This window comes from Micromonospora sp. CA-248212, from assembly GCF_050948405.1.
Classification (GTDB): Bacteria; Actinomycetota; Actinomycetes; order Mycobacteriales; family Micromonosporaceae; genus Micromonospora.
Window position 1 is genome coordinate 5,882,560 of the sequence record NZ_CP192023.1, and the last position, 25,963, is coordinate 5,908,522.

Annotated in this window: 27 protein-coding genes and 2 tRNA genes; 6 read left to right on the forward strand and 23 right to left on the reverse strand. The window is 71.7% G+C overall.

From position 1 onward, the window contains the following. The first annotated feature begins 9 nt into the window (after positions 1-9). Positions 10-630, forward strand: a complete 621-nt coding sequence (locus ACQP03_RS27590) for a helix-turn-helix domain-containing protein (protein WP_357133537.1) — start codon at positions 10-12, stop codon at positions 628-630. Between the two features lie 27 nt (positions 631-657). On the opposite strand, the gene clpX is transcribed toward ACQP03_RS27590, so the two are convergent. The 5 genes from clpX to ACQP03_RS27615 form a co-directional block, all read right to left on the reverse strand. Continuing rightward, on the reverse strand, positions 658-1,953 hold the full coding sequence (clpX, locus tag ACQP03_RS27595) for an ATP-dependent Clp protease ATP-binding subunit ClpX (RefSeq protein ID WP_145779357.1): 1,296 nt from the start codon (positions 1,951-1,953) through the stop codon (positions 658-660). Between the two features lie 211 nt (positions 1,954-2,164). Then, the gene (locus ACQP03_RS27600; protein WP_357133539.1) at positions 2,165-2,827 is read right to left on the reverse strand and encodes an ATP-dependent Clp protease proteolytic subunit; all 663 of its coding nucleotides are present in this window, start codon (positions 2,825-2,827) and stop codon (positions 2,165-2,167) included. A gap of 10 nt (positions 2,828-2,837) precedes the next feature. Next, on the reverse strand, positions 2,838-3,479 hold the full coding sequence (locus tag ACQP03_RS27605; protein ID WP_088988027.1) for an ATP-dependent Clp protease proteolytic subunit: 642 nt from the start codon (positions 3,477-3,479) through the stop codon (positions 2,838-2,840). A gap of 245 nt (positions 3,480-3,724) precedes the next feature. Continuing rightward, the gene (gene tig, locus ACQP03_RS27610; RefSeq protein ID WP_355052307.1) at positions 3,725-5,071 is read right to left on the reverse strand and encodes a trigger factor; all 1,347 of its coding nucleotides are present in this window, start codon (positions 5,069-5,071) and stop codon (positions 3,725-3,727) included. Positions 5,072-5,187: 116 nt separating this feature from the next. Further along, positions 5,188-5,261, reverse strand: a tRNA-Pro gene (locus ACQP03_RS27615). Positions 5,262-5,595: 334 nt separating this feature from the next. Here ACQP03_RS27615 and ACQP03_RS27620 point away from each other — a divergent pair. Beyond that, positions 5,596-5,669, forward strand: a tRNA-Gly gene (locus tag ACQP03_RS27620). A 53-nt stretch (positions 5,670-5,722) separates the two neighbouring features. On the opposite strand, the gene ACQP03_RS27625 is transcribed toward ACQP03_RS27620, so the two are convergent. Both ACQP03_RS27625 and ACQP03_RS27630 read right to left on the reverse strand, forming a co-directional pair. Then, positions 5,723-6,145 (reverse strand): nitroreductase family deazaflavin-dependent oxidoreductase, encoded by a 423-nt coding sequence (locus tag ACQP03_RS27625; protein WP_357395189.1) that lies wholly within the window; start codon positions 6,143-6,145, stop codon positions 5,723-5,725. Beyond that, positions 6,145-6,768, reverse strand: coding sequence for an NAD(P)-dependent oxidoreductase (locus tag ACQP03_RS27630; protein WP_357133544.1), 624 nt, complete (start codon positions 6,766-6,768; stop codon positions 6,145-6,147). The genes ACQP03_RS27625 and ACQP03_RS27630 overlap by 1 nt, the downstream gene beginning before the upstream one ends. 101 nt (positions 6,769-6,869) lie before the next feature. On the opposite strand from ACQP03_RS27630, the gene ACQP03_RS27635 reads away from it, so the two are divergent. Continuing rightward, a complete protein-coding gene (locus tag ACQP03_RS27635) occupies positions 6,870-7,247 on the forward strand; it encodes a winged helix-turn-helix transcriptional regulator (RefSeq protein ID WP_357395193.1) in 378 nt (125 codons plus the stop codon). Positions 7,248-7,299: 52 nt separating this feature from the next. On the opposite strand, the gene ACQP03_RS27640 is transcribed toward ACQP03_RS27635, so the two are convergent. Beyond that, a complete protein-coding gene (locus ACQP03_RS27640; RefSeq protein WP_357174798.1) occupies positions 7,300-8,421 on the reverse strand; it encodes a hypothetical protein in 1,122 nt (373 codons plus the stop codon). Positions 8,422-8,576: 155 nt separating this feature from the next. On the opposite strand from ACQP03_RS27640, the gene ACQP03_RS27645 reads away from it, so the two are divergent. Further along, a complete protein-coding gene (locus ACQP03_RS27645; RefSeq protein WP_357395198.1) occupies positions 8,577-10,724 on the forward strand; it encodes a M14 family zinc carboxypeptidase in 2,148 nt (715 codons plus the stop codon). Between the two features lie 147 nt (positions 10,725-10,871). On the opposite strand, the gene ACQP03_RS27650 is transcribed toward ACQP03_RS27645, so the two are convergent. Continuing rightward, positions 10,872-11,417, reverse strand: coding sequence for a hypothetical protein (locus ACQP03_RS27650; RefSeq protein ID WP_363661353.1), 546 nt, complete (start codon positions 11,415-11,417; stop codon positions 10,872-10,874). Between the two features lie 198 nt (positions 11,418-11,615). Here ACQP03_RS27650 and ACQP03_RS27655 point away from each other — a divergent pair, with 198 nt between their 5' ends. Continuing rightward, the gene (locus ACQP03_RS27655; RefSeq protein ID WP_357133554.1) at positions 11,616-11,957 is read left to right on the forward strand and encodes a hypothetical protein; all 342 of its coding nucleotides are present in this window, start codon (positions 11,616-11,618) and stop codon (positions 11,955-11,957) included. Between the two features lie 25 nt (positions 11,958-11,982). Here the strand turns inward: ACQP03_RS27655 and ACQP03_RS27660 are convergent, their stop codons facing one another. The 4 genes from ACQP03_RS27660 to ACQP03_RS27675 all read right to left on the reverse strand — a co-directional run bounded on the left by ACQP03_RS27660 (position 11,983) and on the right by ACQP03_RS27675 (position 15,207). Then, a complete protein-coding gene (locus ACQP03_RS27660; protein ID WP_357133556.1) occupies positions 11,983-12,450 on the reverse strand; it encodes a ribose-5-phosphate isomerase in 468 nt (155 codons plus the stop codon). 87 nt (positions 12,451-12,537) lie between these two features. After that, entirely contained in the window at positions 12,538-13,737 is a 1,200-nt protein-coding gene (locus ACQP03_RS27665; RefSeq protein ID WP_357133558.1) for a DUF1015 family protein, read from the reverse strand. 89 nt (positions 13,738-13,826) lie between these two features. After that, complete coding sequence (locus ACQP03_RS27670) at positions 13,827-14,390, reverse strand: hypothetical protein (RefSeq protein WP_433459009.1); 564 nt, start codon at positions 14,388-14,390, stop codon at positions 13,827-13,829. 193 nt (positions 14,391-14,583) lie between these two features. Further along, positions 14,584-15,207: a mycothiol-dependent nitroreductase Rv2466c family protein gene (locus ACQP03_RS27675; RefSeq protein WP_357133562.1), complete on the reverse strand. Its 624-nt coding sequence runs from the start codon at positions 15,205-15,207 to the stop codon at positions 14,584-14,586. Between the two features lie 221 nt (positions 15,208-15,428). On the opposite strand from ACQP03_RS27675, the gene pepN reads away from it, so the two are divergent. Then, positions 15,429-17,978, forward strand: a complete 2,550-nt coding sequence (gene pepN / locus ACQP03_RS27680) for an aminopeptidase N (protein ID WP_357133564.1) — start codon at positions 15,429-15,431, stop codon at positions 17,976-17,978. A gap of 145 nt (positions 17,979-18,123) precedes the next feature. Here the strand turns inward: pepN and ACQP03_RS27685 are convergent, their stop codons facing one another. From ACQP03_RS27685 to ACQP03_RS27730, 10 genes are all read right to left on the reverse strand, one after another. After that, on the reverse strand, positions 18,124-18,531 hold the full coding sequence (locus ACQP03_RS27685; RefSeq protein ID WP_357133566.1) for a DUF5130 family protein: 408 nt from the start codon (positions 18,529-18,531) through the stop codon (positions 18,124-18,126). Next, complete coding sequence (gene ctaJ, locus ACQP03_RS27690; protein WP_433459012.1) at positions 18,518-18,838, reverse strand: aa3-type cytochrome oxidase subunit CtaJ; 321 nt, start codon at positions 18,836-18,838, stop codon at positions 18,518-18,520. The genes ACQP03_RS27685 and ctaJ overlap by 14 nt, the downstream gene beginning before the upstream one ends. A 48-nt stretch (positions 18,839-18,886) precedes the next feature. Continuing rightward, positions 18,887-20,353 carry an amidase gene (locus ACQP03_RS27695; RefSeq protein WP_433459014.1) on the reverse strand — a complete coding sequence of 489 codons (1,467 nt, stop codon included), beginning with the start codon at positions 20,351-20,353 and terminating at the stop codon, positions 18,887-18,889. A gap of 106 nt (positions 20,354-20,459) precedes the next feature. Next, positions 20,460-21,461, reverse strand: coding sequence for an amidohydrolase family protein (locus ACQP03_RS27700; RefSeq protein ID WP_433459016.1), 1,002 nt, complete (start codon positions 21,459-21,461; stop codon positions 20,460-20,462). Further along, positions 21,461-21,985, reverse strand: a complete 525-nt coding sequence (locus tag ACQP03_RS27705; RefSeq protein ID WP_357133572.1) for a 3-hydroxyanthranilate 3,4-dioxygenase — start codon at positions 21,983-21,985, stop codon at positions 21,461-21,463. Before ACQP03_RS27705 ends, ACQP03_RS27700 begins: the two co-directional genes overlap by 1 nt. Then, complete coding sequence (locus tag ACQP03_RS27710) at positions 21,982-22,404, reverse strand: RidA family protein (RefSeq protein ID WP_357174779.1); 423 nt, start codon at positions 22,402-22,404, stop codon at positions 21,982-21,984. The genes ACQP03_RS27705 and ACQP03_RS27710 overlap by 4 nt, the downstream gene beginning before the upstream one ends. Then, entirely contained in the window at positions 22,401-23,174 is a 774-nt protein-coding gene (locus ACQP03_RS27715) for a 2-keto-4-pentenoate hydratase (RefSeq protein WP_357133576.1), read from the reverse strand. Before ACQP03_RS27715 ends, ACQP03_RS27710 begins: the two co-directional genes overlap by 4 nt. Next, positions 23,171-24,229, reverse strand: a complete 1,059-nt coding sequence (gene dmpG, locus ACQP03_RS27720) for a 4-hydroxy-2-oxovalerate aldolase (protein ID WP_396833065.1) — start codon at positions 24,227-24,229, stop codon at positions 23,171-23,173. Before dmpG ends, ACQP03_RS27715 begins: the two co-directional genes overlap by 4 nt. Continuing rightward, a complete protein-coding gene (locus ACQP03_RS27725) occupies positions 24,226-25,158 on the reverse strand; it encodes an acetaldehyde dehydrogenase (acetylating) (RefSeq protein ID WP_357395234.1) in 933 nt (310 codons plus the stop codon). The genes dmpG and ACQP03_RS27725 overlap by 4 nt, the downstream gene beginning before the upstream one ends. After that, positions 25,155-25,952: a 2-keto-4-pentenoate hydratase gene (locus ACQP03_RS27730; protein ID WP_433459019.1), complete on the reverse strand. Its 798-nt coding sequence runs from the start codon at positions 25,950-25,952 to the stop codon at positions 25,155-25,157. The genes ACQP03_RS27725 and ACQP03_RS27730 overlap by 4 nt, the downstream gene beginning before the upstream one ends. Positions 25,953-25,963: the final 11 nt, after the last annotated feature.

Sequence of the window (25,963 nt, forward strand, 5' to 3'; positions counted from 1 at the left end):
GATAGTTTGATGACCGACGCAGGTGGCCGTGTCAGTGCGGTGACGGCCGCGGTGGCCCGGCAGGTACGGGAGCTGCGCGCCGCACGGGGCTGGTCGTTCGAGGAGTTGGCCGGCCGGTCCGGCGTGAGCAAGGCGATGCTCGTACAGATCGAGAGCGCACGCACCAACCCCAGCGTCGGCACGCTGTGCCGGGTCGCCGACGCGTTCGGCGTCAACATCGCGCGGCTGCTCGAGCCCGACGAGGAGCAGACCGTGCGGATCAGCTCCACGGTCGAGGCGCCAGTACTCTGGCGGGGCGAGCACGGCGGCACCGCCCACCTGCTCAGCGGGCTCGGCGAACCCGACCTCGTCGAGCTGTGGGACTGGCGGCTCGAACCCGGAGAACGACACCGCTCCGCCGACCATCCCCGGGGCACCCGGGAGGTCCTGCACGTGCTCGCCGGGGCGGTGGTCGTCCGGGTGGACGGGCAGGATCACGCCGTACGGGCCGGGGACACGATCGAGTTCCACGCCGACCGGGAGCACGGCTACCGCAACGACGCCGACGAACCGGCTCGGCTGATGATGGTGACGGTCACCCCGTCGGGTGAGTGGGACCGCCGGACACGGTCACGCCGACCGCGTCAGTGACGGACGGCCGGCGTGACGCGGGGAGGATCAGGCCGACTTCTCCTCGCGGTCCCGCCGGGCCCGACGCCCGGTGAACTCACGCGGAACGATCGTCGGGTTGACGTTCTCCAGGACGACCTCGCGGGTGATCAACACCCGGGCGGCGTCCGGGTTGCTCGGCACCTCGTACATCGCGGAGAGCAGGACCTCCTCGATGATGGCCCGCAGACCGCGGGCGCCGGTGCCCCGCAGCATCGCCTGGTCGGCGATGGCCTCCAGCGCCGGCTCGTCGAACTCCAGCTCGACGCCGTCCAGCTCGAACAGGCGCTGGTACTGCCGGACGAGAGCGTTGCGCGGCTCGGTGAGGATGCGCACCAGGGCGCTGCGGTCCAGGCTGCGCACGTTGGTGATCACGGGAAGCCGCCCGACGAACTCGGGGATGAGCCCGAACTTGAGCATGTCCTCCGGCATGACCTGGCTGAAGATGTCGTCGGTCGACCGCTCGGACACCGACCGCAGCCGGGCGCCGAAGCCGGTGCCACCCTGCCCGGTGCGGGACTCGATGATCTGGTCGAGGCCGGCGAACGCGCCACCGCAGATGAACAGCACGTTCGTGGTGTCGATCTGGATGAACTCCTGGTGCGGGTGCTTGCGACCGCCCTGCGGCGGGACGTTGGCGACCGTGCCCTCCAACATCTTGAGCAGGGCCTGCTGCACACCCTCGCCGGAGACGTCGCGGGTGATCGACGGGTTCTCCGACTTACGGGCGATCTTGTCGACCTCGTCGATGTAGATGATGCCGGTCTCGGCGCGCTTGATGTCGTAGTCGGCGGCCTGGATCAGCTTGAGGAGGATGTTCTCCACGTCCTCGCCCACGTAGCCCGCCTCGGTCAGCGCCGTGGCGTCGGCGATGGCGAACGGGACGTTCAGCATCCGGGCGAGGGTCTGCGCCAGGTGGGTCTTGCCGCACCCCGTCGGGCCGAGCAGCAGGATGTTGGACTTGGCCAGCTCGACGGCGTCACTGCCGGAGCCCGGCGCGTTGGCCGCCTCTGCCTGGATGCGCTTGTAGTGGTTGTAGACCGCGACGGCGAGCGCCTTCTTGGCCTGGTCCTGCCCCACGACGTAGTTGTCGAGGAACTGGCAGATCTCCATCGGCTTGGGAAGCTCTTCCCACTTCACCTCGCCGGACTCGGCCAGCTCCTCTTCGATGATCTCGTTACAGAGATCGATGCACTCGTCGCAGATGTAGACCCCTGGGCCCGCGATGAGCTTCTTGACCTGCTTCTGCGACTTACCGCAGAAGGAGCATTTCAGTAGGTCGCCGCCGTCACCGATCCGTGCCACCTACGTTCTCCCTGCACTCATCGGCCGGAGACCCGGCCCTGACCTGCGGACGCTGCGCGCCGCCCGGCTTGGTTCGCTTCGCTGGCCCGACCGGCGAAGCGGTACGGACCCGACGTTACCCGCTGGCGGGGCATTCTCCGACCCCCAAAACGGGTGTGTCAGAGGCCGGCCGGGAACTTCACGCCCCGGCCAACCTCTGACCCGGTACAGCTCAGCTGGCGGAGTGGGTCGCCAGCAGACCCTTCTTGCGGCTGGTCAGAATCGTGTCCACCAGCCCGTACTCCTTGGACTCCTCGGCCGTCATGATCTTGTCACGGTCGATGTCCTTGCGGACCTGCTCGATCGGGCGGTTGCAGTGGCGGGACAACATGTCCTCCAACTGCGTCCGCATCCGCAGGATCTCCCGGGCCTGGATCTCGATGTCCGAGCCCTGCCCGTAGCCGCCCTCGGTGGCCGGCTGGTGGATGATGATCCGCGAGTTCGGCAGCGCCATCCGCTTACCCGGGGTGCCCGCCGACAGCAGCACGGCCGCGGCGCTGGCCGCCTGCCCGAGGCAGACCGTCTGGATGTCGGGGCGGACGTACTGCATGGTGTCGTAGATCGCCGTCATCGCGGTGAAGGAGCCACCCGGCGAGTTGATGTACATGATGATGTCGCGGTCCGGGTCGGTGCCCTCCAGCGTGAGCAGCTGGGCCATCACGTCGTTGGCCGACGCGTCGTCCACCTGGACACCGAGGAAGATGATCCGGTCCTCGAAGAGCTTGTTGTACGGGTTCGACTCCTTGACCCCGTACGACGTGCGCTCGACGAACGACGGCAGCACGTAACGGTTGTGCACGGCCGCGAACTGGGGCGGCAGGCTCAGGTCGGTCATCGTCAGCTCCTCAGCTCAGGGTCCCGGCGCCATCCGGAACCTGAGCGGCCCCGATGATCACCTTGTCGATGAAGCCGTAGTCCATGGCCTCCTGGGCGGTGAACCAACGGTCCCGGTCCGAGTCCGCCTCGATCTGCGACTGGTCTTGGCCGGTGTGGTGCGCGACCCGCTCCTGGAACATCCGCTTCGTGTAGAGCATCTGCTCCGCCTGGATGGCGATGTCGGACGCCGTGCCGCCCAGGCCACCGGACGGCTGGTGCATCATGATCCGGGCGTGCGGCAGGGCGTAACGCTTGCCCTTGGTGCCCGCGCAGAGCAGCAGCTGACCCATCGAGGCAGCCATGCCCATCGCCACGGTCGACACGTCGTTGTCGATGAACTGCATGGTGTCGTAGATCGCCATGCCCGAGTAGACCGAGCCACCCGGCGAGTTGATCCACAGGTTGATGTCGCGGTCCGGGTCCTCCGCGGCGAGCAGCAGCAGCTGCGCGCAGATGCGGTTGGCGACCTGGTCGGTCACCTCACTGCCCAGGAAGATGATGCGTTCCTTGAGCAACCGGTTGTAGACCGAGTCGTCGAGGTTGCCAATGGAGTCGCCACCGCGCGCGTCAATCGCCCGGAGCGACTTCTTGGGGATGTGCATGTCGGTCATGGCAGCCCTTCGCTCTCCGTACCGTCTTTCCCGACACTAACCGCTGTGCGGGGCGGCAGAGTCCCGGTCGGGGCACTGTTCGCTCTCAGCGCAGCTGTGTCGGGCACCCGCGGCGCGGGCCTTCCGGGCGTACCCCGGCAGCGCTCAACTCCGGGCGTACCCGGCAGCGCTCAACTCCGGGTGTCCCCGGAAAGGGTTTGGCCGCCGTGCACCGCGCAGCGGCGGACGGCGGCCGCACCCGACGATCAGTGCTCGTGGTTGTGCTCGGCCTCGTTGGCGGCGCGCAGCGCGTCCAGGGTGACCGGGTTGCCGGCCGAGTCCTTGATCGTGATGCGCTCCATGACGGCCGCGAGCGCCTTGCCGCGCCGGACGTCACCGAAGACCGCGGCGGCGGCGCCGGAGCGCACCAACTGGTCGTAGTACTGCTGCGGGGCCATCCCGGCGCGCTGCGCCCGGTGCACGATCTCGTGCCCGAACTCGTCGTCGGAGACCTGCACGTCCTCCGCGTCGGCCAGCGTGTCGAGCAGGAGCTGCACCTTGACGCCCTCGGTGGCCGCCTCGGTCAGCTCGGCGTCGATCTGCTCCTCGGTCTTCTCCTCGGCCGCCAGGTATTCCTCCAGGGAGGCGCCGATCCGCTCGAGCTGGTCGACCATCGCCTGCTTGCGGCTGGCGACCTCCTCGCGCACGACGCCCTCCGGCGCCGGCACCTCGGCGGTCTCGACCAGCTGCGCCAGCGCCTTGTCGCGGGCGGCGTAGATCTGCTCGACCTGCTTGCCCTGGGTGACCCGGGACCGCAGGTCGCCGCGCAGCTCCTCGATCGTGTCGAACTCGCTGGCCATCTGCGCGAACTCGTCGTTCAGCTCCGGCAGCTCCTTCTCCTTGACCGTGCGCACGGTCACCGCCACGTCGGCGTCGCGGCCGGCGAAGTCGCCGCCCACGAGCTGGGTGGTGAAGGTGGTGCTGTCGCCGGCGGCGAGGCCGACGACGGCCTCGTCCAGGCCCGGCAGGAGCTGCTTGCTGCCCACCTCGTGGGAGATGTTGCTGGCCTGACCGCCCGGCACGTCCTCGCCGTCGACGGTCGCGTTCAGGTCGATCTGCACGTAGTCGCCCTCGGCGGCGGCCCGCTCGACCGTCTTGAGGGTGGCGAACCGCTCCCGCAGGTTCTTGACCTGCTCGTCGATCTCGCTGTCGTCGATCTGCAGCTCGTCGACGGTCACCTCGATGGTGGACGCGTCCGGGATGGTGATCTCCGGACGGACGTCGACCTCGGCGGTGAAGTTCAGCGAGTCACCGTCGTTGAACTCGGTGATCTCGACCTCGGGACGCCCCAGCGTCTTCAGGTCGTGCTCGCGTACCGCCGCCATGATGTTCTCCGGGATGGCCTCCTGGACCGCCTCGTTGAGGACGGTGCCCCGGCCCACCCGCTGGTCGATCACCGCGGTCGGCACCTTGCCCCGGCGGAAGCCCGGGACCTGGACCTGCGAACCGATCTCCCGGTACGCCTTCTTGAGGCTCGGCTCGAGCTCGACGAACGGCACCTCGATGGCGAGCCGCACGCGCGTCGGGCTCAGAGTCTCGACGGTGCTCTTCACAGGCGTACTCCTTGACGGATCTGGGTTTGATTCTGGGCCTTCGATTGGCCCATCGAGTGTAGGCGAGCCGGCGGGGCCGGCTCGCAGCGCCCGGGGAGACCGGACGCGGACGACAGTCGGGGTGGCGGGATTTGAACCCACGGCCCCTCGCTCCCAAAGCGAGTGCGCTACCAAGCTGCGCCACACCCCGTGGCGACGTGCAGTCTATGCCGTCGCCGCGCCTCCGGCAGTGCCGGGGCGTCCGCCACCCGGACAGATCTGCCCATCTCACCCCTTAGACCCTTCAAGATCCGCGCGACTTTGGGGCCCGCCGCCCGCCGCGCCCGCCGCAGGATCCGCGCAACATCGGGGAAACTGCGGCTTCCCGGGGTGCGGATGCCACGACTTCGGTGATGTTGTGCGGATCTTGGAAGGCGCCACGCGGCGTCGCGACGACCCGACGCCACGGGGGCGGTGGCGCGGTCGCGCGCCCAGGACCGGCATTGGGTACGCTGTCGGCGCGCCCCGTTGCGGCGGGGCCGAGCGCGGGCGTAGCTCAATGGCAGAGCTTCAGTCTTCCAAACTGACGGTGCGGGTTCGATTCCCGTCGCCCGCTCCACCCACGAAGCCCAGGCTCAGCGGCACCTTCGCTGAGCCTGGGCTTTTCCCCGTTCAGTCTTCGACGCGTTCCAGGACGACCACGGGAATCTCGCGGGTGATCCCCTGCTGGTAGGTGGCGTACTCCGACCTGGCCGACACCATCAGACGCCACAGGCGCGGACGCTCCCGCGTGGTGGCGGTGCGCGCCCGGGCGGTGAAGGTCTCCGTACCGACCTGCACGGTGACGTACGGGTCGGCGAGCAGGTTGAAATACCACGCCGGGTGGTGCTCCGCGCCACGGTTCGAGGCGGCCAGCACGTAGCCGTCGCCATCGCGTTCGTACACGAGCGCGGTGCGGCGCAGCTCGCCGGTTCTTCGGCCACGGGTCGTCAGGAGCAGGTCGCGCACGCCTGGCCGTGGTCTGCCTCCGGTCTCCTCGAAACGGCGGATGTGCTCGGCGACCCAGGTGTTCGGGCTGTCGTGGACCTCGGGCATCACACCTCCCGGACACTCAGGGCGGACCGGTGGTGGCGGGGCGCCTCGATTTCGTCGACCAGCGCTATCGCGAAGTCCGGGTAGCTGATCCGGCTGGCCGGGTCACCGTGCTCGGCGACCCGATAGCCGCCGGTACGGGTGCCGTCGTGGTCAAAGTCGCCGGCCGGGGCCACGTACGCCCAGTCGAGATCGCAGGTCCGCAGCTCGTCGAGGCCCGCCGCGTGGCCCAGGTAGAAGGAGCGGTACCCGTCGGGGTAGCCGGGCTCGTCCATCAGGGCGACGCCGGACGCCCCGGGCATGATCGACGCGAGGCCCACCACCACCAGGCGACGTACGCCCGCCTCGGCCAGGCCGGCGGCCAGGGCGCGGGACGACGTCGTGAAGAAGTCGCGCGGTGGCCGGGACAGGTCCACGGCGGCACTGATCGCGGCGTCCTGCCCGGCGGCGGCGCGCGCGATGCTCGCGGCGTCCGTGACGTCGCCCGCCACCACGTGCGCCTCGCCCAGGTCGCCGTGGGCCGCCGGGTCACGCACCACGGCGGTGACCCGATGGCCGCGTCGACGTGCCTCGGCGACGGCCCGCCGCCCGGCCCGGCCACCCGCGCCGAAGATCACGATGTTCATGGCGGACGCCTCTCACCAGGGCCGGAGCCCGTACGCCCGGCCGGTTCGCCGACGCTATCGCCGGGCCTGGTTACCGCCGGGATACCAGCTATCGTCAGGCCATGAGGCAACCCCTGCCCGCCGACATGTTCGACGAGCTGTGCCCCTCCTCGCTCAATCCGATCCGGTTCGGTGACAAGTGGGCGGCGCTCATCATCCGCTGCCTGGAAGACGGGCCTCGCCGGTTCTCCGAGCTGCGCGTGCCGCTGCGCCGCGTCACACCCAAGGTCCTCACCCAGTCGCTGCGCTCCCTCGAACGGGACGGGCTGGTCAGCCGCACCGTCCACGCCGGAGCGGCCGCGCACGTCGAGTACGAGCTGACGCCGGTGGGCCGCAGCATGCTCGAACCGATCGCGGTCGCCTGCGCCTGGGTGGCGCAGCACTGGGACGAGCTGCTCGACGCCCGCGAGTCGTACGACAACGGCACAGCGGCGCGGTGACCGGCGCCCGTCCCGCGCGGGCAGGACAGGCGCCGGTCGCCCCGGTCGCGGGTCAGCTCGTCGGCACCAGGAGGTAGGCCCGGCGCGCGCGATCACCGCCCTCGGCGCAGTCGACGGGGCAGGCGAGACCCACGATGACGCCGTCGTCGTTGATGTCCTCGGCGGAGCGCAGCGTCACCGTCGGAGGAAGGTTCCGCACCCGGGTGTTCAGGTCGACCATCCGGCCGCCCTGCCACAGGAACGCCCGCTCGTTGTAGAAGTCGGGGCTGCTGGTCCGGGCGATGCCCACCACCTGGCCGGTCTCGTTCACGGCCCGCGCCTCGGAGTAGTTGCCACCGAGGGAACCGAGGTCGCGGATGGTGCCGTTACGCCAGAGCGTCGCCCGCAGCTCGCCGGTGGTGTTTTGCGAGATACCGACGACCTGACCCCGGTCGTTGATGTCCCGGGCGTACGTGGACTCCGTGACACCGCCCAGGGTGCCGAGGTCCGTCAGCGCCCCACCGGAGTAGAGGAAGGCGTGCAGGCCGCCGCTCGGGACAGCGGCGCCGCCGACGACATGCCCGGACGAGTTCACGCCGTAGGCGATGCTGTCCGTCCCCCACGGGCCGGCCTGGCCGCCGAGCGTGCCCAGGTCGATGACCGTGCCGTTGCGCCAGACGACCGCCCGGGTGGGCGCTCCCTGCTTCTCGAACCGGCTGCCCACCACCAGGCCGTCGTCGTTGACGTCGTTCGCCGAGCTTCCGCTGCCCGCGCCGTGACCGGTGCCGAGGTCGGTCATCACCCCGTCGGCGTACCGGAAGGCGTGCGGAGGCTCCGTCGCGTTGACGTGGGTGGCCCCGACGACGACGCCCCGCTCGTTGATGCCCGTCGCGGAACTCGCGCCGTACGGTCCGGTGTACAGGGCGCCCAGGTCGCTCATCACCCCGCCGGCCGAGGCGAACGCGTGGAAGTTGTAGACACCGTCGATCGTGGAGACGCCCACCACGGTACGGGCGTCGTTGAGGGCGTAGCCGTCGCTGGTGGGCGGCTCCCCCGTGCTCGGCACACCGAGCGTTCCCAGGTCCACGAACGTGTACGTGGGCAGCGCCGTGGCTGCCGACGCGACGCCCGGCGCGGTCGTCAGACCGGTGGTCAGCACGATCAGGAAGGCCAGACTTCTCCGTAGTCGACTCATCGACGGTCCCCTCGTTGGCAACGGATCAGGGAATGATGTCCGTCGACGTGGCCGGATGACCTTACGTCGCCCTTACCGATCAGAGACCTTGACATGTGTCGATCGTTGCACTGGTGTAAGGACCACACGCATCGACGTCCGTCACAGGAGGGCACATGATCGTCCGACGACGGTGGACGGCTGCCGCCACCACAGCGATCCTGATCAGCGCGGCGCTGTCCCATCCCGGCACCGCGACGGCGGCACCCGTCGCCGACACCGCCCCGATCACCCTGGCCGCCACCGAGACCGCTCTGGTCCGGGTGCAGTTGCGCGATCAGGCCCAGCTCGACAGGTTGGTCGCCAGCGGCGTCGACCTCGCCAACCGGCCCCGGGCACGGGACGGCCGGATCATCGCCGACCTGGTGTTGACCGGCGCGCAGCTCGCCGACCTCACCGCGCGGGGCGCCACCGCCACCCAGGTCGTGCAGCGGGCCGGCGACGGCAGCCGGCACTTCGCCGACAGTGTCCGCGCGGCGCGGGCGCGTACCGCCGCCGGGCTCGGCGCACCGGCCGCCGGCCAGCGGACGACCGCCGCCGTCGGGGTCGACACCCTCGCGGTCCAGCAGGCGTACTGGTGGACCACCGGCGGGCAGACGTTCCTGCAGGCGCAGGTGGCCACCACCGCCACCGACGACCCGGACGTGGAGATCACCGTCAGCTGGCGGACCGCGGACGGCGTCACCGGTTCGTTCCCGCTCTACCGGTTCGAGGACTCGGGGGAATACCAGTACCACTACAACGTCCCCCAGTCGGTGCCGAGCCGACCGGTCCAGCTGACCGCCACGTCCAGCCTCGGCGGCGTCAGTCGGGCCGTCACCCCGACGCTGTGGCCGAACGCCACCCCGCCGCCGCTGCCGGCCGGCTACCAGAAGGACTTCATCGACGCGTACCTGACGCCGGTGGACATCCAGGCGCGGATCAAGCGACTGGCCCGCCAGTACCGGGACCTGGTCGACGTCATCGACCTGCCGAACAAGACCCAGGGGTACCGCCGGAACGCCGTCGCGTACCTGGGCGACCCGGCGGTCGCCGCCGTGGTCGTGGAGTCGGTCCGCTTCGGCGACCAGGGCCTGAACGGCGTGCAGGTGCGCACCGTCGACCCGGGCCGACCCAACCGACCGCTGACCGTCGGCTACCGCGACCGTGTCCTCACGGTCACGCTCGCCACCGACGCCGCGGGCAAGACGGTGAGCACCACCGACGACGTCGCGGCGGCCGTGAACGCCCGCCAGGCGAACCGGTTCCGGGCCACCGTCGAGGACGGCTCGACCGGGCTGCCGATGCCCGTCGCCGGTCCGGCCCGCCTCGACGACGGGCTCCAGGGCACCGAGGTGCCGGCGAAGCCCTGGACGGTGCAGGCCCTGCGTCTCGGCGTACACCGGGACGGGTCCCGGATCGGCGTGCTGGCGTACTCCCAGGAACACGCCCGGGAGTGGGCCACGCCGCTGGTGACGCTGGAGTTCGCCGAGCGCATGCTGGCGAACGCGCGTACCGACCCGGCGACCCGTGAGCTGCTGGAGCAGGTCGACGTGTTCGTCATCCCGACGGTCAACCCGGACGGCGCGAACTACTCGTTCAACGACTACAACTTCCAGCGCAAGAACCTGGTCAACCACTGCGAGGGACCGGCACGGGACCCGAAGTACCGCACCTCCTGGGGCGTCGACGTGAACCGGAACTACACCGTCGGGTCGTACTTCGACGGGTACGTGGGCGCAAGCGCGAACTGCCTCTCCGGCAACTACGCCGGTACGGCGGAGCTGTCCGAGGCGGAGAGCGGCAACGTCATCGCGCTGGCCAAGGCCCATCCCAACATCAGGTTCGCGATGAACGTGCACTCCTACGGCGGGTACTTCATGTGGCCGCCGGGCGCGTACCGGGCCGACGGGCGGATCACCCTGCCCCGGCCGTCGATCGACGAGTCGACGCTGTTCCTCGACAGCGCCCGGCGGATCGTCGGCGCGATCGCGCAGGAGCGTGGCACGGTCACCTGGCCGTCGCAGACCGGCCCGGTCGCCGACGTGCTCTACTCCGCCGCCGGCAACTCGGCCGACCAGCTCTACTACGAGCTGGGCATCTTCGCCTGGGACTTCGAGGTCGGCAACGACCGCTGGAACCCGGCCACCGGCGAGTGGGAGGGCGTCGGTTTCCAGCCGCCGTTCGACGAGGCGCACGGCGAGTCCCAGGAGTATGCGGGCGGCCTGGTCGAACTGGTCCGGGTGGCCCGCGACCACGCCGCCGCCGAGGCCGCCACCGGCTGACCCGCTCCCGGTTGACCCGAACGACGGACGCTCCGGCCGGCCACGGATGAACCGTGGCCGGCCGGGTAAGCAGCAACACTGCCTGGTGGGGAGACGACCGGGTGCACGGGCGGGCGGCGCATTGCCGGCCCGTCCGTGCACGCCTCGTCACACGTTCGAGGTGACCCAGTTCCAGGCCGAGACGACCCACTCGGTCTGCTGGAGCCAGGCCACGCCCAGGCCGACGAGGAAGACCGCAGTGGCCAGGTGAGCGCCCCGCGCGCTGCGCCGGACCCGTCCGAGCTGCCGCTCCAGCACCAACCGCCCGACCGCGCGGGCCAGGGCGAACAGGCCGACCGCCACCAGCAGGCTCAACACGAGCACCAGCAGCGGGCCGGACAGGTCGCCACCGCCGGAGAGCGCCCAGATCCCCCAGCACACGAAGGCGAACAGGCCACCCGCCGCGCTCCACTCGCCGCCGCGACGCAACTGCGCCAGCCGCCAGCTCAACGGCCGGCGCGGGACGGGTTCGCCCGGCCAACCCGTACCGGTCGGCTCCTCGACCACGGGGAACGGTTCGGTGCGCGGGGTACGCGGTTGACCCACCGGCGCGACACCTCGGCGGAAGCCGTCCCGCTGCGCCGGCACATCGACGCCTGCCTGCGGTGGGACCTCCACGGTGCGTTCCGCCCACGGCTGCGTCTGGTCTGCCATCTCGTTCCTCCCCCTGACGGACGGCCTCAGCACCGCCCGAACCCGAGGGTAGCCAGCCGGCAAATCGGTCGCAGACCGCCGTCCGGCGCGACCAAGATCCGCACAACATCAGGGATGTTGCTGCCTCCGACGCTCGGGAAGCAGCAACATCCCTGATGTTGTGGGGATCTTGATGGCGTGGGGAGGTACGGTCGGCTGATGGGTGACCCGGACCGACGCCGGCGACGGCTGCGCCACCATCCCGACTCCGACGCGGCCCCTCGCAGCGCCGACGGCTCGACGGCCAGCACGGCCGGCGTCCACGACGGTGGAGATCCGCCACCGCGACGTCGAGGGGCCGGCGGCGACGACCGCGACGGCGAGCGGGGGCTACGCGGGCTGGTCGGCTCCGGCTCGTCCCAGGTGGGGCTGAGCGCGGCGCTGCGGGCCCGCGACGCCGCCCGGCCGAGCGACGACGACCTCGCCGCCGCGGAGGCCCGGGTGGTGGTCGTGCGCCGCAACTGGGTACCCCGCGAGGACCTGCCCCGCCCGCCGCGCTGACGGCGGGCGACGCGGGTCGGCAGGGTCAGGGCAGGTCGGGCAGTTCCCGGGTCTGCTCGTACTCGGCGACCTGGGTGATCCGGCGGGCGTGCCGCTCATTTCCGGAGAACGGCGTGTTCAGGAACGCCTCGACGATGCCCGTGGCCTCGTCCAGCGTGTGCTGACGGGCGCCCACCGCGACGACGTTCGCGTCGTTGTGCTGCCGGGCGAGCTGAGCCGTCTCGACACTCCAGGCCAGGGCGGCACGAACCCCGGCGACCTTGTTCGCGGCGATCTGCTCACCGTTGCCGGACCCGCCGATGACGACCCCGAGGGAGGTCTCATCGGCGACCACCCGGTCACCGGTGTGCAGGCAGAACGTCGGGTAGTCGTCGTCCGGGTCGTAGCTGTGCGGGCCGACGTCGACCACGTCGTACCCCTGCTTGGCCAGGTGGTTGGCCAGGTGCACCTTCAACTCGAAACCGGCGTGGTCGGATCCCAGGTAGACGCGCATACCGGGCAGTCTGTCAGGCCGCGCTCCAGAGCGACGCAGGGGCGGCGCTCTGGAGGCGGGTACGTCACACGGTCGGGCGGTACGCGCTCAGCGGGGCAGCTCGGCGACCACCAGGCCACCGCGCGCCTTCGGGGTGAACCAGGTGCTCTTGCGGGGCATCTTCTCCCGGGCCAGATTCACCGCGACGAAGTCCGCCACGGTCACCGGCGCGATGAGGACGGCCAGCTCGGCACGCCCGGCGTCGACCTCTCCGGTGAGCCAGCTCGCCGGGTAGTCCCCGCCCACGTAGGTGATCCGCTTGTCGCCCGGGTCCAGACCCAGGGCGTCGCGCAGCAGCAGCCGCTCGACCAGGGCGTGATCCAGGTTTTCCAGGCGGGCGTCGGCGGTGGCGGGCAGGCGCACCGCGTACCCCTGGTCGGCCAGCCGGAGGTGGACGGTGCCGCCGGCCGTCGGGACCTCGACCGGGCCGTCGATCGGCTCGACCTCGGCCCCCGCCGCGCGCAACCGGTCGAGCAGCTCGGCCGGCGTGGTGGTCAGCTCGCTGACCAGCCGGTTGTACGGCTGGATGGCCACCGACGCCGGGGTGGTCACCACGGCCAGGAAGCGCGACAGCCCACCGCTCTGGGCGGCCAAGCTGCGGTGGTTGCCGTCGGCGACGACCAGCTCACCGCCGCCCGCCAGGGCGGTCAGCGCGTCCTGCTCCGGGCCGGGGCCGAGCAGCCAGATGGCGTGGGTGCGGCCCGCCTGGTCGGTGTCGGTCGCGGCCGGCGCCCCGGCCGCGTCGGTCGCCGCCGCGAGCGCGGCGTGCAGCTCGTCGCCACTTCCGGTCTGCAGCAGGAGTACGGGTGAGAGCAGGTGACCCAACGCCTCGGCCAGCGCCACGCGCTCGCGCACCTTGGCGATGAACACGTCCTCGTTGCGGATGACCAGGCCCGGCTCGTCGGCGCTGGTGGAGATCTGGTCGGTGTCCACCATCGCGAACAGCCCGTACGCCGGTTCCTCGCCCGGGGCGCTGATCCGGTACAGCACGACCACCTGCTCGGCGGGTGTGTAGCTGCCGTCGGCCTTGGCCTCGGCGAGTCGGGCCACCGAGGCCGGCAGCGCGTCGAGGAACGACGTCCCCAGGCTGTCCGGAGCGCGGTGCGGCATCTCGATGCCGAGGGCACTGTGCGGGTTCGCCTCGATGATCGCGGTGATCTCCGCGTCGTCGGCGAACTCGTCGTAGTTCTGCGCGCCGGTGCCGCCAGTGGTGATCCAGGCCCGGGTGATCGGATGCACGACCGTCATGCCCACTGACGCTACCGGCGTCGCCGGACCGGACGACGGGGACCCGCGCGGCGTCCACCAGATGAAAGCGCCCATCCGCCGGCGTGCGGTCAGCCGGCGCGGCCGGACGCGCCGTTGTGCCGGCGGTGTCGCCCCGCGACGACCGGTCCGGCGTTGCCGCGCCGACCGCCCCCGACCGGACCGGTGACCGCGTTGCGGCGAGGCGAGGCGGGCGGCCCCGGCACGGGACGCTCGGGCGGCGGCGCCGGAACGGGCCGCGGGTTCAGCGGCGGAGTGGGCACGGGGCGCGGCGCGGTGGGCGCCGGCGGGGGCGGAGCCGGTTCGGCCGGCGCGGCCGCCACCACAGCGACCGGTTCCAACGCCGCCACGACCGGTTCCAACGACGCGACGACCGGTTCCAACGTCGAGGGCGCCGGGTCCACCGGTGCGGGCGTCGCCAGCGCGGCCCGCGCGGGTGTCAGGCGCGAGGTGACCGGCACCCGGGCCACGCCGACCACGATGGGCGGCGCGAGCAGGTCCGCCACGTCGGCGGGAAGGTCGGGGCGGACCGTCGGCCAGCGGGAACCGTCGACCGACCAGTACGCCGCGCCGGGAGTCTCGATCACCCCCTGCCGGGTCAGCTGATCGTCACCGGACGCACGGTGCTTGGCCATCGGGACTGCCTCCACGAGCTGCGGTGTGCGGCCCTGCGGGGCCACTGCGCGGACACCGAGGGAAACGACGTCCCCCGCCCAGCGGTGACGCTGTGAGCGTTTCCGGCCCCCGCAGCCGCACCGGGCCTCCGGCGCGACGAACCCCCGCCCGGACAACCGAAGGAGTCCGGACGGGGGCAGGTGACGGTCGTGGTCAGTCGAAGATCGGGGACTGCTCGCGGGTGCGCTTGAGCTCGTAGAAGCCCGGGGTGCCGGCGACCAGGAGGACGCCGTCCCAGAGCCGACCGGCGGCCTCGCCCTTGGGACGCGGCGTGATCACCGGGCCGAAGAACGCGACCGGACTGCCGTCCGGGCCGGGCGCGTGGACGACCGGGGTGCCGACGTCCTGCCCGACGGGGCGCATGCCAGCCTCGTGGCTGGCCCGCAGCGCCTCGTCGTACTCGGTGCTGTCGGCGGCGGCGGCCAGCGCCGGGTCCAGGCCGGCCTCGGTCAGCGCGGCGACGAACAACTCCGGCCCGAGCTGCTCCTTACCGAGGTGGATGCGGGTGCCCAGCGCGGTGTAGAGCTTGCGCAGCACGTCCGAGCCGTAGCGCTGCTCGGCGGCGATGCACACCCGCACGGGGCCCCAGCCGTTGTCCATCAGTTCCCGGTACTGCTCGGACAGGTCCCGGCCCTCGTTCAGCACCGAAAGGCTCATCACGTGGTAGCGGATGTCCACTTCGCGGACCTGCTCGACCTCCAGCAGCCAGCGGGAGGTGATCCACGCCCACGGACAGATTGGGTCGAACCACATGTCGGCGGTGACACGATCGGTCACGGTGAGGTCCCTTCGCGACGGGTGGCGCCGGCAGTCCGGCGTCTCGCCTCGATACTCACCCCGCGAAGCATGGACCGGCACCCGAATGAGAGCGTGACCTCGACCACCGATGGCAGGCCGTACGTGGAAGACTCGGACCGGGCCGAACGTCACGAGCGGTCGGCAGACGGGCGCCGCCGGGCGTACGGCGAGACGTGGGATGGAGACGAACAGTGCCGGGAGTGCGTAACCTGACGCAGGTCGAGGCGACCGAGCGGGCCCGCCTGCTTGAGGTGACCGGGTACGACATCAGGCTGGACCTGGCGACCGCCGTGCTGGCCGCCGACGGCCGCACCTTCCGGTCGACGACCGAGGTCAGGTTCCGTTGCGCCGAGCCGGGGGCGAGCACGTTCATCGAGTTGGCCGCCGAGTCGGTGCGGTCCGCCACGCTGAACGGCGACCCGGTGGACCTGTCCGACTGGTCGGCCGAGAAGGGCCTGACCCTGACCGGGCTGGCCGGCGACAACACCCTGGTCGTCGACGCGGACTTCGCCTACTCCAACAGCGGGCAGGGGCTGCACCGCACGGTCGACCCGGTCGACGGCGAGACGTACCTCTACAGCCAGTTCGAGACGGCCGACGCGCAGCGGGTGTTCGCCTGCTTCGACCAGCCCGACCTCAAGAGCGTCTACACCTGGCACGCGACGGTCCCGGCGCACTGGCGGGTCGTGTCCAACATGCCGGTGCAGAGCGAGGAGCCGGCCGGCGAGGACCTCAAGACCCTCCACTTCACCGAGTCGCCCCGGATGAGCACGTACATCACCGCGCTGTGCGCCGGCCCGTACCACGAGGTGCGCGACAGCCACGACGGCATCGACCTGGGCGTGTTCTGCCGGGCGTCCATGTCGCGCTACCTGGACTCCGACGACCTGTTCCTCATCACCAAGCAGGGCTTCGACTTCTTCCACGAGAAGTTCGGCGTGCGCTACCCGCTGCCGAAGTACGACCAGCTGTGGGTGCCCGACTTCAACGCCGGCGCGATGGAGAACTTCGGCTGCGTCACGCACGCCGAGTCGCACTACCTGTACCGCTCGCAGGTCACCGACTACGAGTACGAGCAGCGGGCCAACACGATCCTGCACGAGCTGGCGCACATGTGGTTCGGTGACCTGGTCACCATGCGCTGGTGGAACGACCTGTGGCTGAACGAGTCGTTCGCCGAGTGGGCCAGCCACTGGTGCAACACCAACGCCACCCGGTTCACCGAGGCGTGGACGACGTTCCTGTCGATCCGCAAGAACTGGGGTTACCGACAGGACCAGCTCTCCTCCACCCACCCGGTCTACACCGAGATGCCCGACATGGAGGCCGTCGAGGTCAACTTCGACGGCATCACCTACGCCAAGGGCGCGAGCGTGCTCAAGCAGCTCGTCGCGTACGTGGGCGAGGAGCCGTTCGTGGCCGGGCTGCGGGCGTACTTCGGCAAGCACGCGTGGGGCAACGCCACCTTCGACGACCTGCTCACCGAGTTGGAGGCGGCCTCGGGCCGGGAGCTGCGCAAGTTCGCGGCACAGTGGCTGGAGACCGCGCAGGTGAACACGCTGCGCCCGGAGGTGACCATCGGCGCCGACGGCACGTACGAGCAGGTAATCGTCCGGCAGGAGGCGCCGACGGCGTACCCGACGCTGCGCACCCACCGGATCGGCGTGGGCCTGTACGACCTGGCCGACGGCCGGTTGGTCCGCCGCGAACGGTACGAGGTGGACGTGACCGGTGAGCGGACCGACCTCGCCGAGCTGCGTGGCCTCCGGGCGGCCGACGTGCTGCTGCTCAACGACGATGACCTGAGCTACACCAAGCTGCGCCTGGACGACCGGTCGATGGCCACGGTGGTGCAGCACATCGGCGGCTTCGACTCGTCGCTGGCCCGCGCGCTGTGCTGGACGGCCGCGTGGGACATGACCCGCGACGCCGAGCTGGCGACCCGCGACTACGTGGCGCTGGTGCTGGCCGGGCTACCCGCCGAGACCGACATCAACCTGGTCACCGCCACCCTGCGCCAGGCCACCACCGCGCTGACCCTCTACGCCGACCCCGCGTGGGCGGCCACCGGCTGGGCGGGACTGGCCCGCACGGCGAAGGACGCGCTCGCCGCCGCCGAGCCGGGCAGCGGCTTCCAGCTCGCCTGGGCCCGGGCGTTCACCTCGGCCGCCCGCTCCGACGAGGACCTGGCCACGTTGCGCGGCTGGCTGGACGGCACCGGAGCGCCGGAAGGTCTGACCGTGGACACCGAGCTGCGCTGGACGGTGCTCGGCGCGCTGGTGGCCAACGGCGCGGCCGGCGCGGCGGAGGTCGAGGCGGAGCTGGCCGGCGACCGTACGGCCAGCGGCGAGCGGGAGGCCGCGTACGCGCACGCGCTGGTGCCGACGGCGGAGAACAAGGCGGCCGTGTGGGCGCTGCTGACCGGCCCGGACGCGCTGCCGAACTGGCGGAACCGGGCGCTGTTGCAGGGCCTGGCCCACCCGGCGCAGGTGGAGCTGGTCACCCCGTACCGGGAGCGGTACTTCGCCGCGGTCGGGCAGGTGTGGGCCAGCCGGGACAGCGAGCCGGCGCAGGAGTTCGCCCAGCTCGCGTACCCGACGTACCTGGTGGACGACGACACGGTGGCGGCCACCGACGCGTGGCTGGCCGGGGACGGCAACCCGGGCCCGCTGCGTCGCCTGGTCGCCGAGGGTCGTGACGGCGTGCTGCGGGCGCTCAAGGCCCGCGCGAAGGACGCCCAGCAGAGCTGACCCAGCGAGTACGCGGCCCGGGCCGGCGTGGGTGCGAACCCGCGCCGGCCCGGACCCGTCCTCCTGGCCGCGCTGAGACAACCCGCGACACGTCGAAGCCCGACCCACCGTGCGGCGGGTCGGGCTTCGTCGTACGAGGGAGGGATCAGCCCTTGCCGGCGTGGCTGGCGAGCTGGTCGAGCCCGTTGATGATGCCGCCGGCCAGGTCGCCGCCGCTGAACGCGCCGACCATCGAGAGCGCGGCCAGCTTGGCGTACGTGTCGGGGATGCGCTTACGCGCGTGCCGCCCGGTGACGATCTCCAGCTGCCGCTGGTTGGGCGACAGGGCGATCAGCACCGACTTGTCCGGGTCGGCGAGCTGGCGGTGCAGCCGCTGGGCGTGCTCGCGGATCGGCTCGTCGAGGCCGCCGACGAACACCGAGAAGACCAGGCCGGTGCCCTTGTCGGCCAGGCGCAGGGCCTCGTCGATGCGCAGCAGCTGACGGGTCGAGAAGGGCCCGTCGAGCACCTCGGGCGGATTTTCCGTCCCGGTCTGCTTCTCACCAACGGTCACTTGCGCCTCCGGTTCCACCGGCCGGCGCCTCGACGCTGGCCTGCTCTAGCTTGTGGCTGGTCAGCGCGGGCGCCTGCGCGCCCGCCGTCAGCGCGGTGCCGGCCGAGTCGGCCAGCTGCTCCGGGCGGCCCAGGAACCAGACCGGAGTGAAGTCGAAGGGCCGGCCCGGCCGGTAGCGCTTGGCGCCACCACCACCGCCGGTGGCACCCCCACGGCTACCGGCGTACGACAGGCCGGCGATCACCAGCACTGCCGCCAACGGGATGCCGGCGAAGATCAGCACCGTCTCGGTAACAGACAATCCCAACGCCCCCAGGCGGAAGAAGGACCTCGAACAAGCGGGTCGGATGGACGATCATGATGGCAACCGGCCAACTCCGTCGCCATTCACGTTAGCGGAGTCGACGGCCCGCCAGATTGCGGGGTGCCGATCCCACCCGTCACTGGCGTGCTCCAGTTGCGCAGCGGTAGCGATGAGCCGCGCGTCGTCGCCGTACCGGCCGGTGAGCAGCACCCCGACGGGCAGCCCGTCGGTGGTCGTGGTGCCCAGGGGCAGGGAGACCGAGGGGGTGCCGGTGACGTTGAAGATGGCGCAGTAGGGCGAGAAGCGGCGCTGCCGGTCGAAATCGGCCGCCGGATCGCCGTCGGCGGTGAACCAGCCGACGGGCGCCTGCGGGGCGGCCAGGGTGGGGCAGAGCAGGAGGTCGCAGTCGGCGGTTCGGGCCGCGCCGAGGCGTACCTGCGCCTGTAGTTCGCCGAGGGTCGCGGACAGTGTCCCCGCGGACACCTCGGCGCCCCGGGCGCGGAGCAGCCGGGTCAGCGGCAGCAGCTCCGACTCGCGGTGCGCCGGGACTGGGGCGAGCGCCAGGACGTACCAGATGATCTCGAACAGCGGCCACACCGCCGGCGTGAGCGGCGGCGGCACCTCGACCACCTCGTGGCCGGCGGCGGCGAGCAGCGCGGCGGCGGAGTCGACGGCCGCGACGCAGTCGGGGTGCACCGGCTCGTCGGCGAGCATCGGCGTGGTGAACCGGCCGATCCGCAGGCGGCCGGGCTCGGCCCGACGGGCGGCGGCCAGGTATCCGCCGGGCGGCGCGGGCGGCGACAGGTACGGCTCGCCGGGCACCGGGACGGCCATGACGTCGAGCAGCGCGGCGATGTCGGCCACCGTCCGCCCGATCGGCCCGCTGGTGGGCAGACCGAACGCGCCGGAGCCGAGCGGCCCGCCGGAGACCAGGCCACGGCTGGGCTTGTAGCCGACCAGGCCGCAGAGCGACGCCGGGATGCGCAGCGAGCCGCCGCCGTCGGAACCCTGGGCCACCGGCACGAGGCCGGCCGCGACCGCCGCCGCCGCGCCGCCACTGGAACCACCGGCGGTGTACGCCAACTGCCACGGATTGCGGGCCGGTGGCGCGACGCGGCCCTCCGAGTAGAGCGAGCAGCCCAGCTCCGAGGTGGTCGTCTTACCGAGACTGACGAGGCCGGCGGCCTTGATGAACCGGACCACGTCGGCGTCGACCGGCGGGACGAAGTCGGCGAAGGCGGCCGAGCCGAAGGTGGTGCGTACCCCGGCGGTGAGGGTGAGGTCCTTGATGGCGGTCGGTACGCCGTGCAGCGGGCCGCGCGCCTCGATGGGCACCGCGTCGGCGGCGCGCGCGGCCTGCCGGGCGAGGTCCGGCGTGACGGTGACGAACGCGCCCACGGTGTCGCCGAGCGCAGCCACCCGGCGCAGGGAGTGCTCGACCAGCTCGACGCTGGACAACTCGCCGCGGGCGATGGCGGCGGCCTGTTCCAGCGCGGTCAGGTCGTGCGGCTCGGCCATTACGCCATCCTGCCGCCCGTCAGCACTTCGCGCAGCCGACACGCGCGGGCGACCATCGGACGCCCCACCGACGAATGGCGTGTCGAGCCGGCGGCGTGAGCCGTGCTCAGCCGTGCAGGAAGCGCAGGGCGTTGGTGGACCGGAGCTTGTAGCGCTGGGCATCGGTGAGGAAGTCGGCCGCGTCGACCACCGCGCCGACGGGCCGCTCCCCCAGCGGGTACGGGTAGTCGCTGCCGACCAGCACCCGGTCCTCCCCCAGCGTGTCGACCAGCAGCCGCAGCGCCGGCGGCGCGAAGACCACCGAGTCGACGCTGAACCGATCGACGTAGCTGCTCGGCGGGGCTGCGGACGCGCCCCGGACCAGGTCGCCACGGCGGTGCCAGGCGTTGTCGGCGCGGCCGAGCCAGAACGGGAAGCTGCCCCCGCCGTGCGCGAAGCAGATCCGCAGCGCCTCCGGCACCCGGTCGAAGACGCCGCCCAGGATCATCGCGAGCACCGACAGGTGCGTCTCGGCGGGCATCCCGGTGAGCCAGCGGGCCATCCAGCGGTCCAGCCGGGGGCTGCCCGGCATGTCCCAGGGGTGGACGAAGACCGGGGCGCCCACCTCGGCGCAGTGCTGCAGGAAGGTGACCACCCCGGCGTCGTCCAGGTCCCGGTCGCCCACGTGGTTGCCGATCTCCACGCCCACGTGCCCGGCGGCCAGGCTGCGGTCCAGCTCGGCGCAGGCGGCGTCCGGGTCCTGAAGGGGCACCTGACAGAACGGCACCAGCCGGTCGCCGCCGGCCGCGGTGACCTCCAGGGTCAGGTCGTTGAAGATCCGGGCGACCTTCACCGCCTGGTCGGCCGGGCGGTCGTAGCTGAAGAAGACCGGCGTCGGCGACACCACCTGCACGGCGACGCCATCGGCGTCCATGTCGGCGAGTCGGCGCGACGCGTCCCAGCACTCGGCGCCGATCGGGCGGAACTCCGTCTCCCCCACCATGATCATGGCGGCGCGCTCGGAGTCCACCCGCAACCAGGGCCAGCCGGACCCGCCGCACGCCGCGCCGAGGTCCGGCCACCCCTTCGGTACGACGTGCGTGTGCACGTCGACCACACCAGCGGGCATCAGCCCTTGCCCGGGTGCAGGGTGCCGCAGTTCGCGCAGGTACGCGCCGACTCGTCCGCGTAGAACGCCTGGAACACCGGCGGCAGGTCGGCCGCGATGTCGCGCACCTGCAACTCCACCTCGTGCACCTTGTGCCCGCACTCCGGGCAGTACCACTGGAACGTCTCCAGCGTGCCCTCCTCGCGGACCCGCTCCACGACCACACCGATCGAGCCGGCCTCCGGCCGCTGCGGCGAGTGCGGGGTGTTGCGCGGCAGCATCCACATCTGACCTTCGCGCACGTGCACCGTACGCGGCCCCTGCGGGGTCATCAGGTTGATGTGCATGTTGCCCTTGACCTGGTAGAAGAACTCCTCGTACGGGTCCACGTGAAAGTCGGTGCGCTGATTGGGCCCGCCCACCACCATCACGATGAAGTCGTCCCCGCCGGGGAACATCTCCTTGTTGCCCACCGGCGGCTTCAACAGGTGCTGGTTGTCGGCGATCCAGCCCGGAAAGCTGAACGGCTCGGCGATCTCACTCACGACTGACCTCCCGAGGGAAGAAGGGCCACGGCCTGGATCTCGATGAGCAGGTGCGGGTGCGGCAACTGGTGCACCGCAACAGTGGTGCGGGTCGGGCCGGACGCGTCGAAGAACTCCGCCCACACCTCGTTGTAGCCACCGAAGTCGTTCATGTTGACCAGGTACGACGTCACCTGGACGAGGTCGGTGAGGTCCGCGCCGACCGATCGCAGCAGGTCGCCGATGTTCTCGATGACCGCCCGGGTCTGCACCCGGATGTCGAGGCTCGTGGTGCCGAACTCGTCCACCTCGACACCGGCGAAGCTGTTGTCCGGCCGTCGGGACGACGTACCGGAGACGAAGACGAACCCACGGGCGACCTTGACGTGCGGAAAGGCCCCCCGCGGAACGGCCTTGCCGGCGACGACGACCCCGCTCACGACGACGCCCGCAGAGACGCGGTGCCGAGCTTCTCGACGACCGCGCGGACGTGCGCGCCCGGGCGCAGCGGGACGGCGGCGGTGGCCGCGCCGGCCAGGAACACCCAGCCCGACTCCAGTCGCACCCCGTGCCGGCCCGCCAGTCGGATGCCCTCGTCGAGCGCGCGGCGCGGATCGCCGAGGATCGCCGCCGTCGAGCCGACCTGGGCCACCCGGCCGTCGACCTCCAGCAGCACGCCCAGGTTGTCCAGGCCGGCCGGCACCGGGGACCACGGGCCGATCACGAACGCGGCGGCCGAGGTGTTGTCCGCGATGACGTCCGGCAGCGAGAAGCGGAAGTCCGCGTACCGGGAGTCGATCAGCTCGATGGCCGGAGCGACCGCGCGCACCGCCGTGGCGAAGTCGCCGACCGGCTCCCCCGGCTCGGGCAGCCGGTCCAGCAGGAACGCCACCTCCGGTTCGACCCGGGGATGGATGTACGCGGTCGGGTCGACCGCGCCGCCGTCGGGCACCCGCATCGCGTCGGTGAGCCGTCCCCAGATCACCTCGTCCACGCCGACCTGGGCCATCTTCGCCTTGCTGGTGAGCCCCATCTTCAGCCCGACCAGCCGCTCGCCGGCGTCGATCCGGCGCTGCGCGAGCGCGGCCTGCACGGCGTACGCGGCGTCCACGTCGAGGCCGGTCTCGGCGGCGAGCTGCGGGATCGGGGTGGCGGTGGTCGCTGCCGCGCCCAACTTCTCGGCGATCCCGGCGATGTCCGGTCCGATCATGATTGCTGCTCCTTGCCGGCCAGGTCGAGTGCCACGTCGACGATCATGTCCTCCTGGCCGCCGACCATCCGACGCCGGCCCAACTCGACCAGGATCGAGCGCACGTCCACGCCGTACTTCGCCGAGGCCCGCTCGGCGTGCCGCAGGAAGCTGGAGTAGACCCCGGCGTACCCGAGGGAGAGCGTCTCCCGGTCCACCTGCACGGGCCGGTCCTGCAACGGGCGGACGATGTCGTCGGCGGCGTCCATCAACGCGAACACGTCACAGCCGTGCTTCCAGCCGTGCAGTTCGGCGACCGCGACGAAGACCTCCAGCGGCGCGTTGCCGGCGCCCGCGCCCATCCCGGCCAGGGAGGCGTCGACGCGGACGGTCCGACCCGACGGCGACCCGAGTGGACCGTCACCGAGGATCCGGCCGTGCTCCACGGCGAGCACGCTGTTCGCCACCCCGAGGGACAGGTTGTGGTGCGCGTGGATGCCGATCTGCGTCTCCGGGTCGAGGACCTGCCGGTACGCGTCGACCCGCTGCGCCACGTCGGACATCAGCAGCCGACCGCCGGAGTCGGTGACGTAGACGCAGTGCGCCCCGTACGACTCCATGAGTTTGGCCTGCCCGGCCAGCCCGGCCGGATCGTTCATGTGCGACATCATCAGGAACCCGGCCACGTCCATGCCGTTCTCCCGGGCCCAGGAGATGTGCTGGGCGGAGATGTCCGCCTCGGTGCAGTGGGTGGCGATCCGGACGCTCGTCACCCCGAGCGCCTGGGCGGCCTTCAGGTCGGCGATGGTGCCGATGCCGGGCAGCAGCAGGGTGGTCAGCTTCGCGGTGGTCAGCACCTCGGCGGCCGCGGAGATCCACTCGGCGTCGCTGGCCGCGCCGTGGCCGTAGTTGACGCTGGACCCGGCGAGCCCGTCGCCGTGCGCGACCTCGATGGCGGCCACCCCGGCGGCGTCCAGCGCGGCGGCGATCGTGCGCACCTGCTCGACGGTGTAGCGGTGGGCGATGGCGTGCATGCCGTCGCGCAGGGTCACGTCCTGGATGTACAGGTCGGTCATGCCACCGCTCCCGTCGCGCGCAGGGCCACCAGCCGCTCGGCGGTCCGCAGCGCGGCCGACGTCATGATGTCCAGGTTCCCGGCGTACCCCGGGAGGTAGTGGCCCGCGCCGGAAACCTCCAGGAAGACCGACACCTGCAGGGCGGTGAGCTGTCGTCCGAGCGACGGCAGGTACGCCCGCACCCGGTCGAACTGCACGTCCTGCTTGAGCCGGTAGCCGGGGACGTACTCCTGCACCGTCGCCACCATGTCGCTGATCGAGGCGGCGATGGCGGCGCGGTCGGCGTCCGCGTCCGGGCAGAGGCAGTAGACGGTGTCCCGCATCAGCAGCGGCGGGTCCGCCGGGTTCAGCACGATGATGGCCTTGCCCCGCTCGGCGCCGCCGACCACCTCGATGGCTCGCGCCGTGGTCTCGGTGAACTCGTCGATGTTGGCGCGGGTGCCCGGCCCCGCGGACTTCGAGGCGATCGACGCGACGATCTCGCCGTACGCCACCGGGGTGACCCGACCGACGGCGGCGACGATCGGCACGGTCGCCTGGCCGCCGCAGGTCACCATGTTGACGTTCGGCTCGTGCAGGTGCTCGTCGAGGTTGACCGGCGGCACCACGTACGGGCCGATCGCGGCCGGGGTCAGGTCGACCACCGTGCGGCCGTGCGACCGCAGCACCTCGTCGTGGCGGCGGTGCGCGCCGGCCGAGGTGGCGTCGAAGACCAGTTCGACGTCGGCGAACTCGGGCATCGCGACGAGGCCGTCCACGCCGTCGGCGGTGGTGGCGACGCCGAGGCGGCGGGCCCGCGCCAGGCCGTCGGAGGCCGGGTCGATGCCCGCCATCGCCACCATCCGCAGCTCGCTACTGAGCCGAAGAACCTTGATCATCAGGTCGGTGCCGATGTTTCCCGATCCCAGCACCGCCACTCCGGTGGTCATGCGGCAGCCTCCTTGCTGAAGCAGGTGCGTACCGAGCCGAGCCCGGAGATCCGGGCCTCGTACGCGGCCCCGGGGGTGACCGGGACCATCGGGCCGAGCGCCCCGGAGAGCACCACGTCCCCGGCCCGCAGCGGGTCACCGGCCCGAGCGAGGGTGGTGGCCAGCCAGTGCAGGGCGTGCAGCGGGTTCCCCAGGCAGGCCGCGCCCGCGCCCACCGAGACCGGCTCACCGGCGTGCTCCAGCACCATCCCGCACAGTCGCAGGTCGACGTCGGCGAGCCGCCGGGGCGTGGTGCCCAGCACGAACAGCCCGCTGGAGGCGTTGTCGGCGATCGTGTCCACGATGGAGATGTCCCAGCCGGCGACCCGTGAGTCGACAATCTCGATGGCGGGCAGCAGGTGATCGACCGCGCGGATCAGGTCGACCGTGGTGATCCGCTCGTCGGTGAGGTCCCCGCCGAGCACGAACGCGACCTCCGCCTCGACCCGCGGCTGGAGCAGCCGGTCGATGGGCACCTCGACCCCGTCGCCGACGGCCATCTCGTCGGTCAGCATCCCGAAGTCCGGCTGGAACACCCCGAAGGTCTCCTGCACCGCCCGGGACGTCAGCCCGATCTTCGCGCCCACGCGGCGCTCGCCCCGGCCCTGCCAGGCCCGCGTCTGGAGCTGCTGCACGCGGTACGCGGACTCCACGTCCCCCTCCGGCAGCAACCGGCCGCGCAGCGGCGGGCACGGCTTGCCGCTGCTACGGGCCTCGGCCAGTTCCCGGTTGGCGGCCTCAATGTCGGCTTCCACGTTCACTCCCC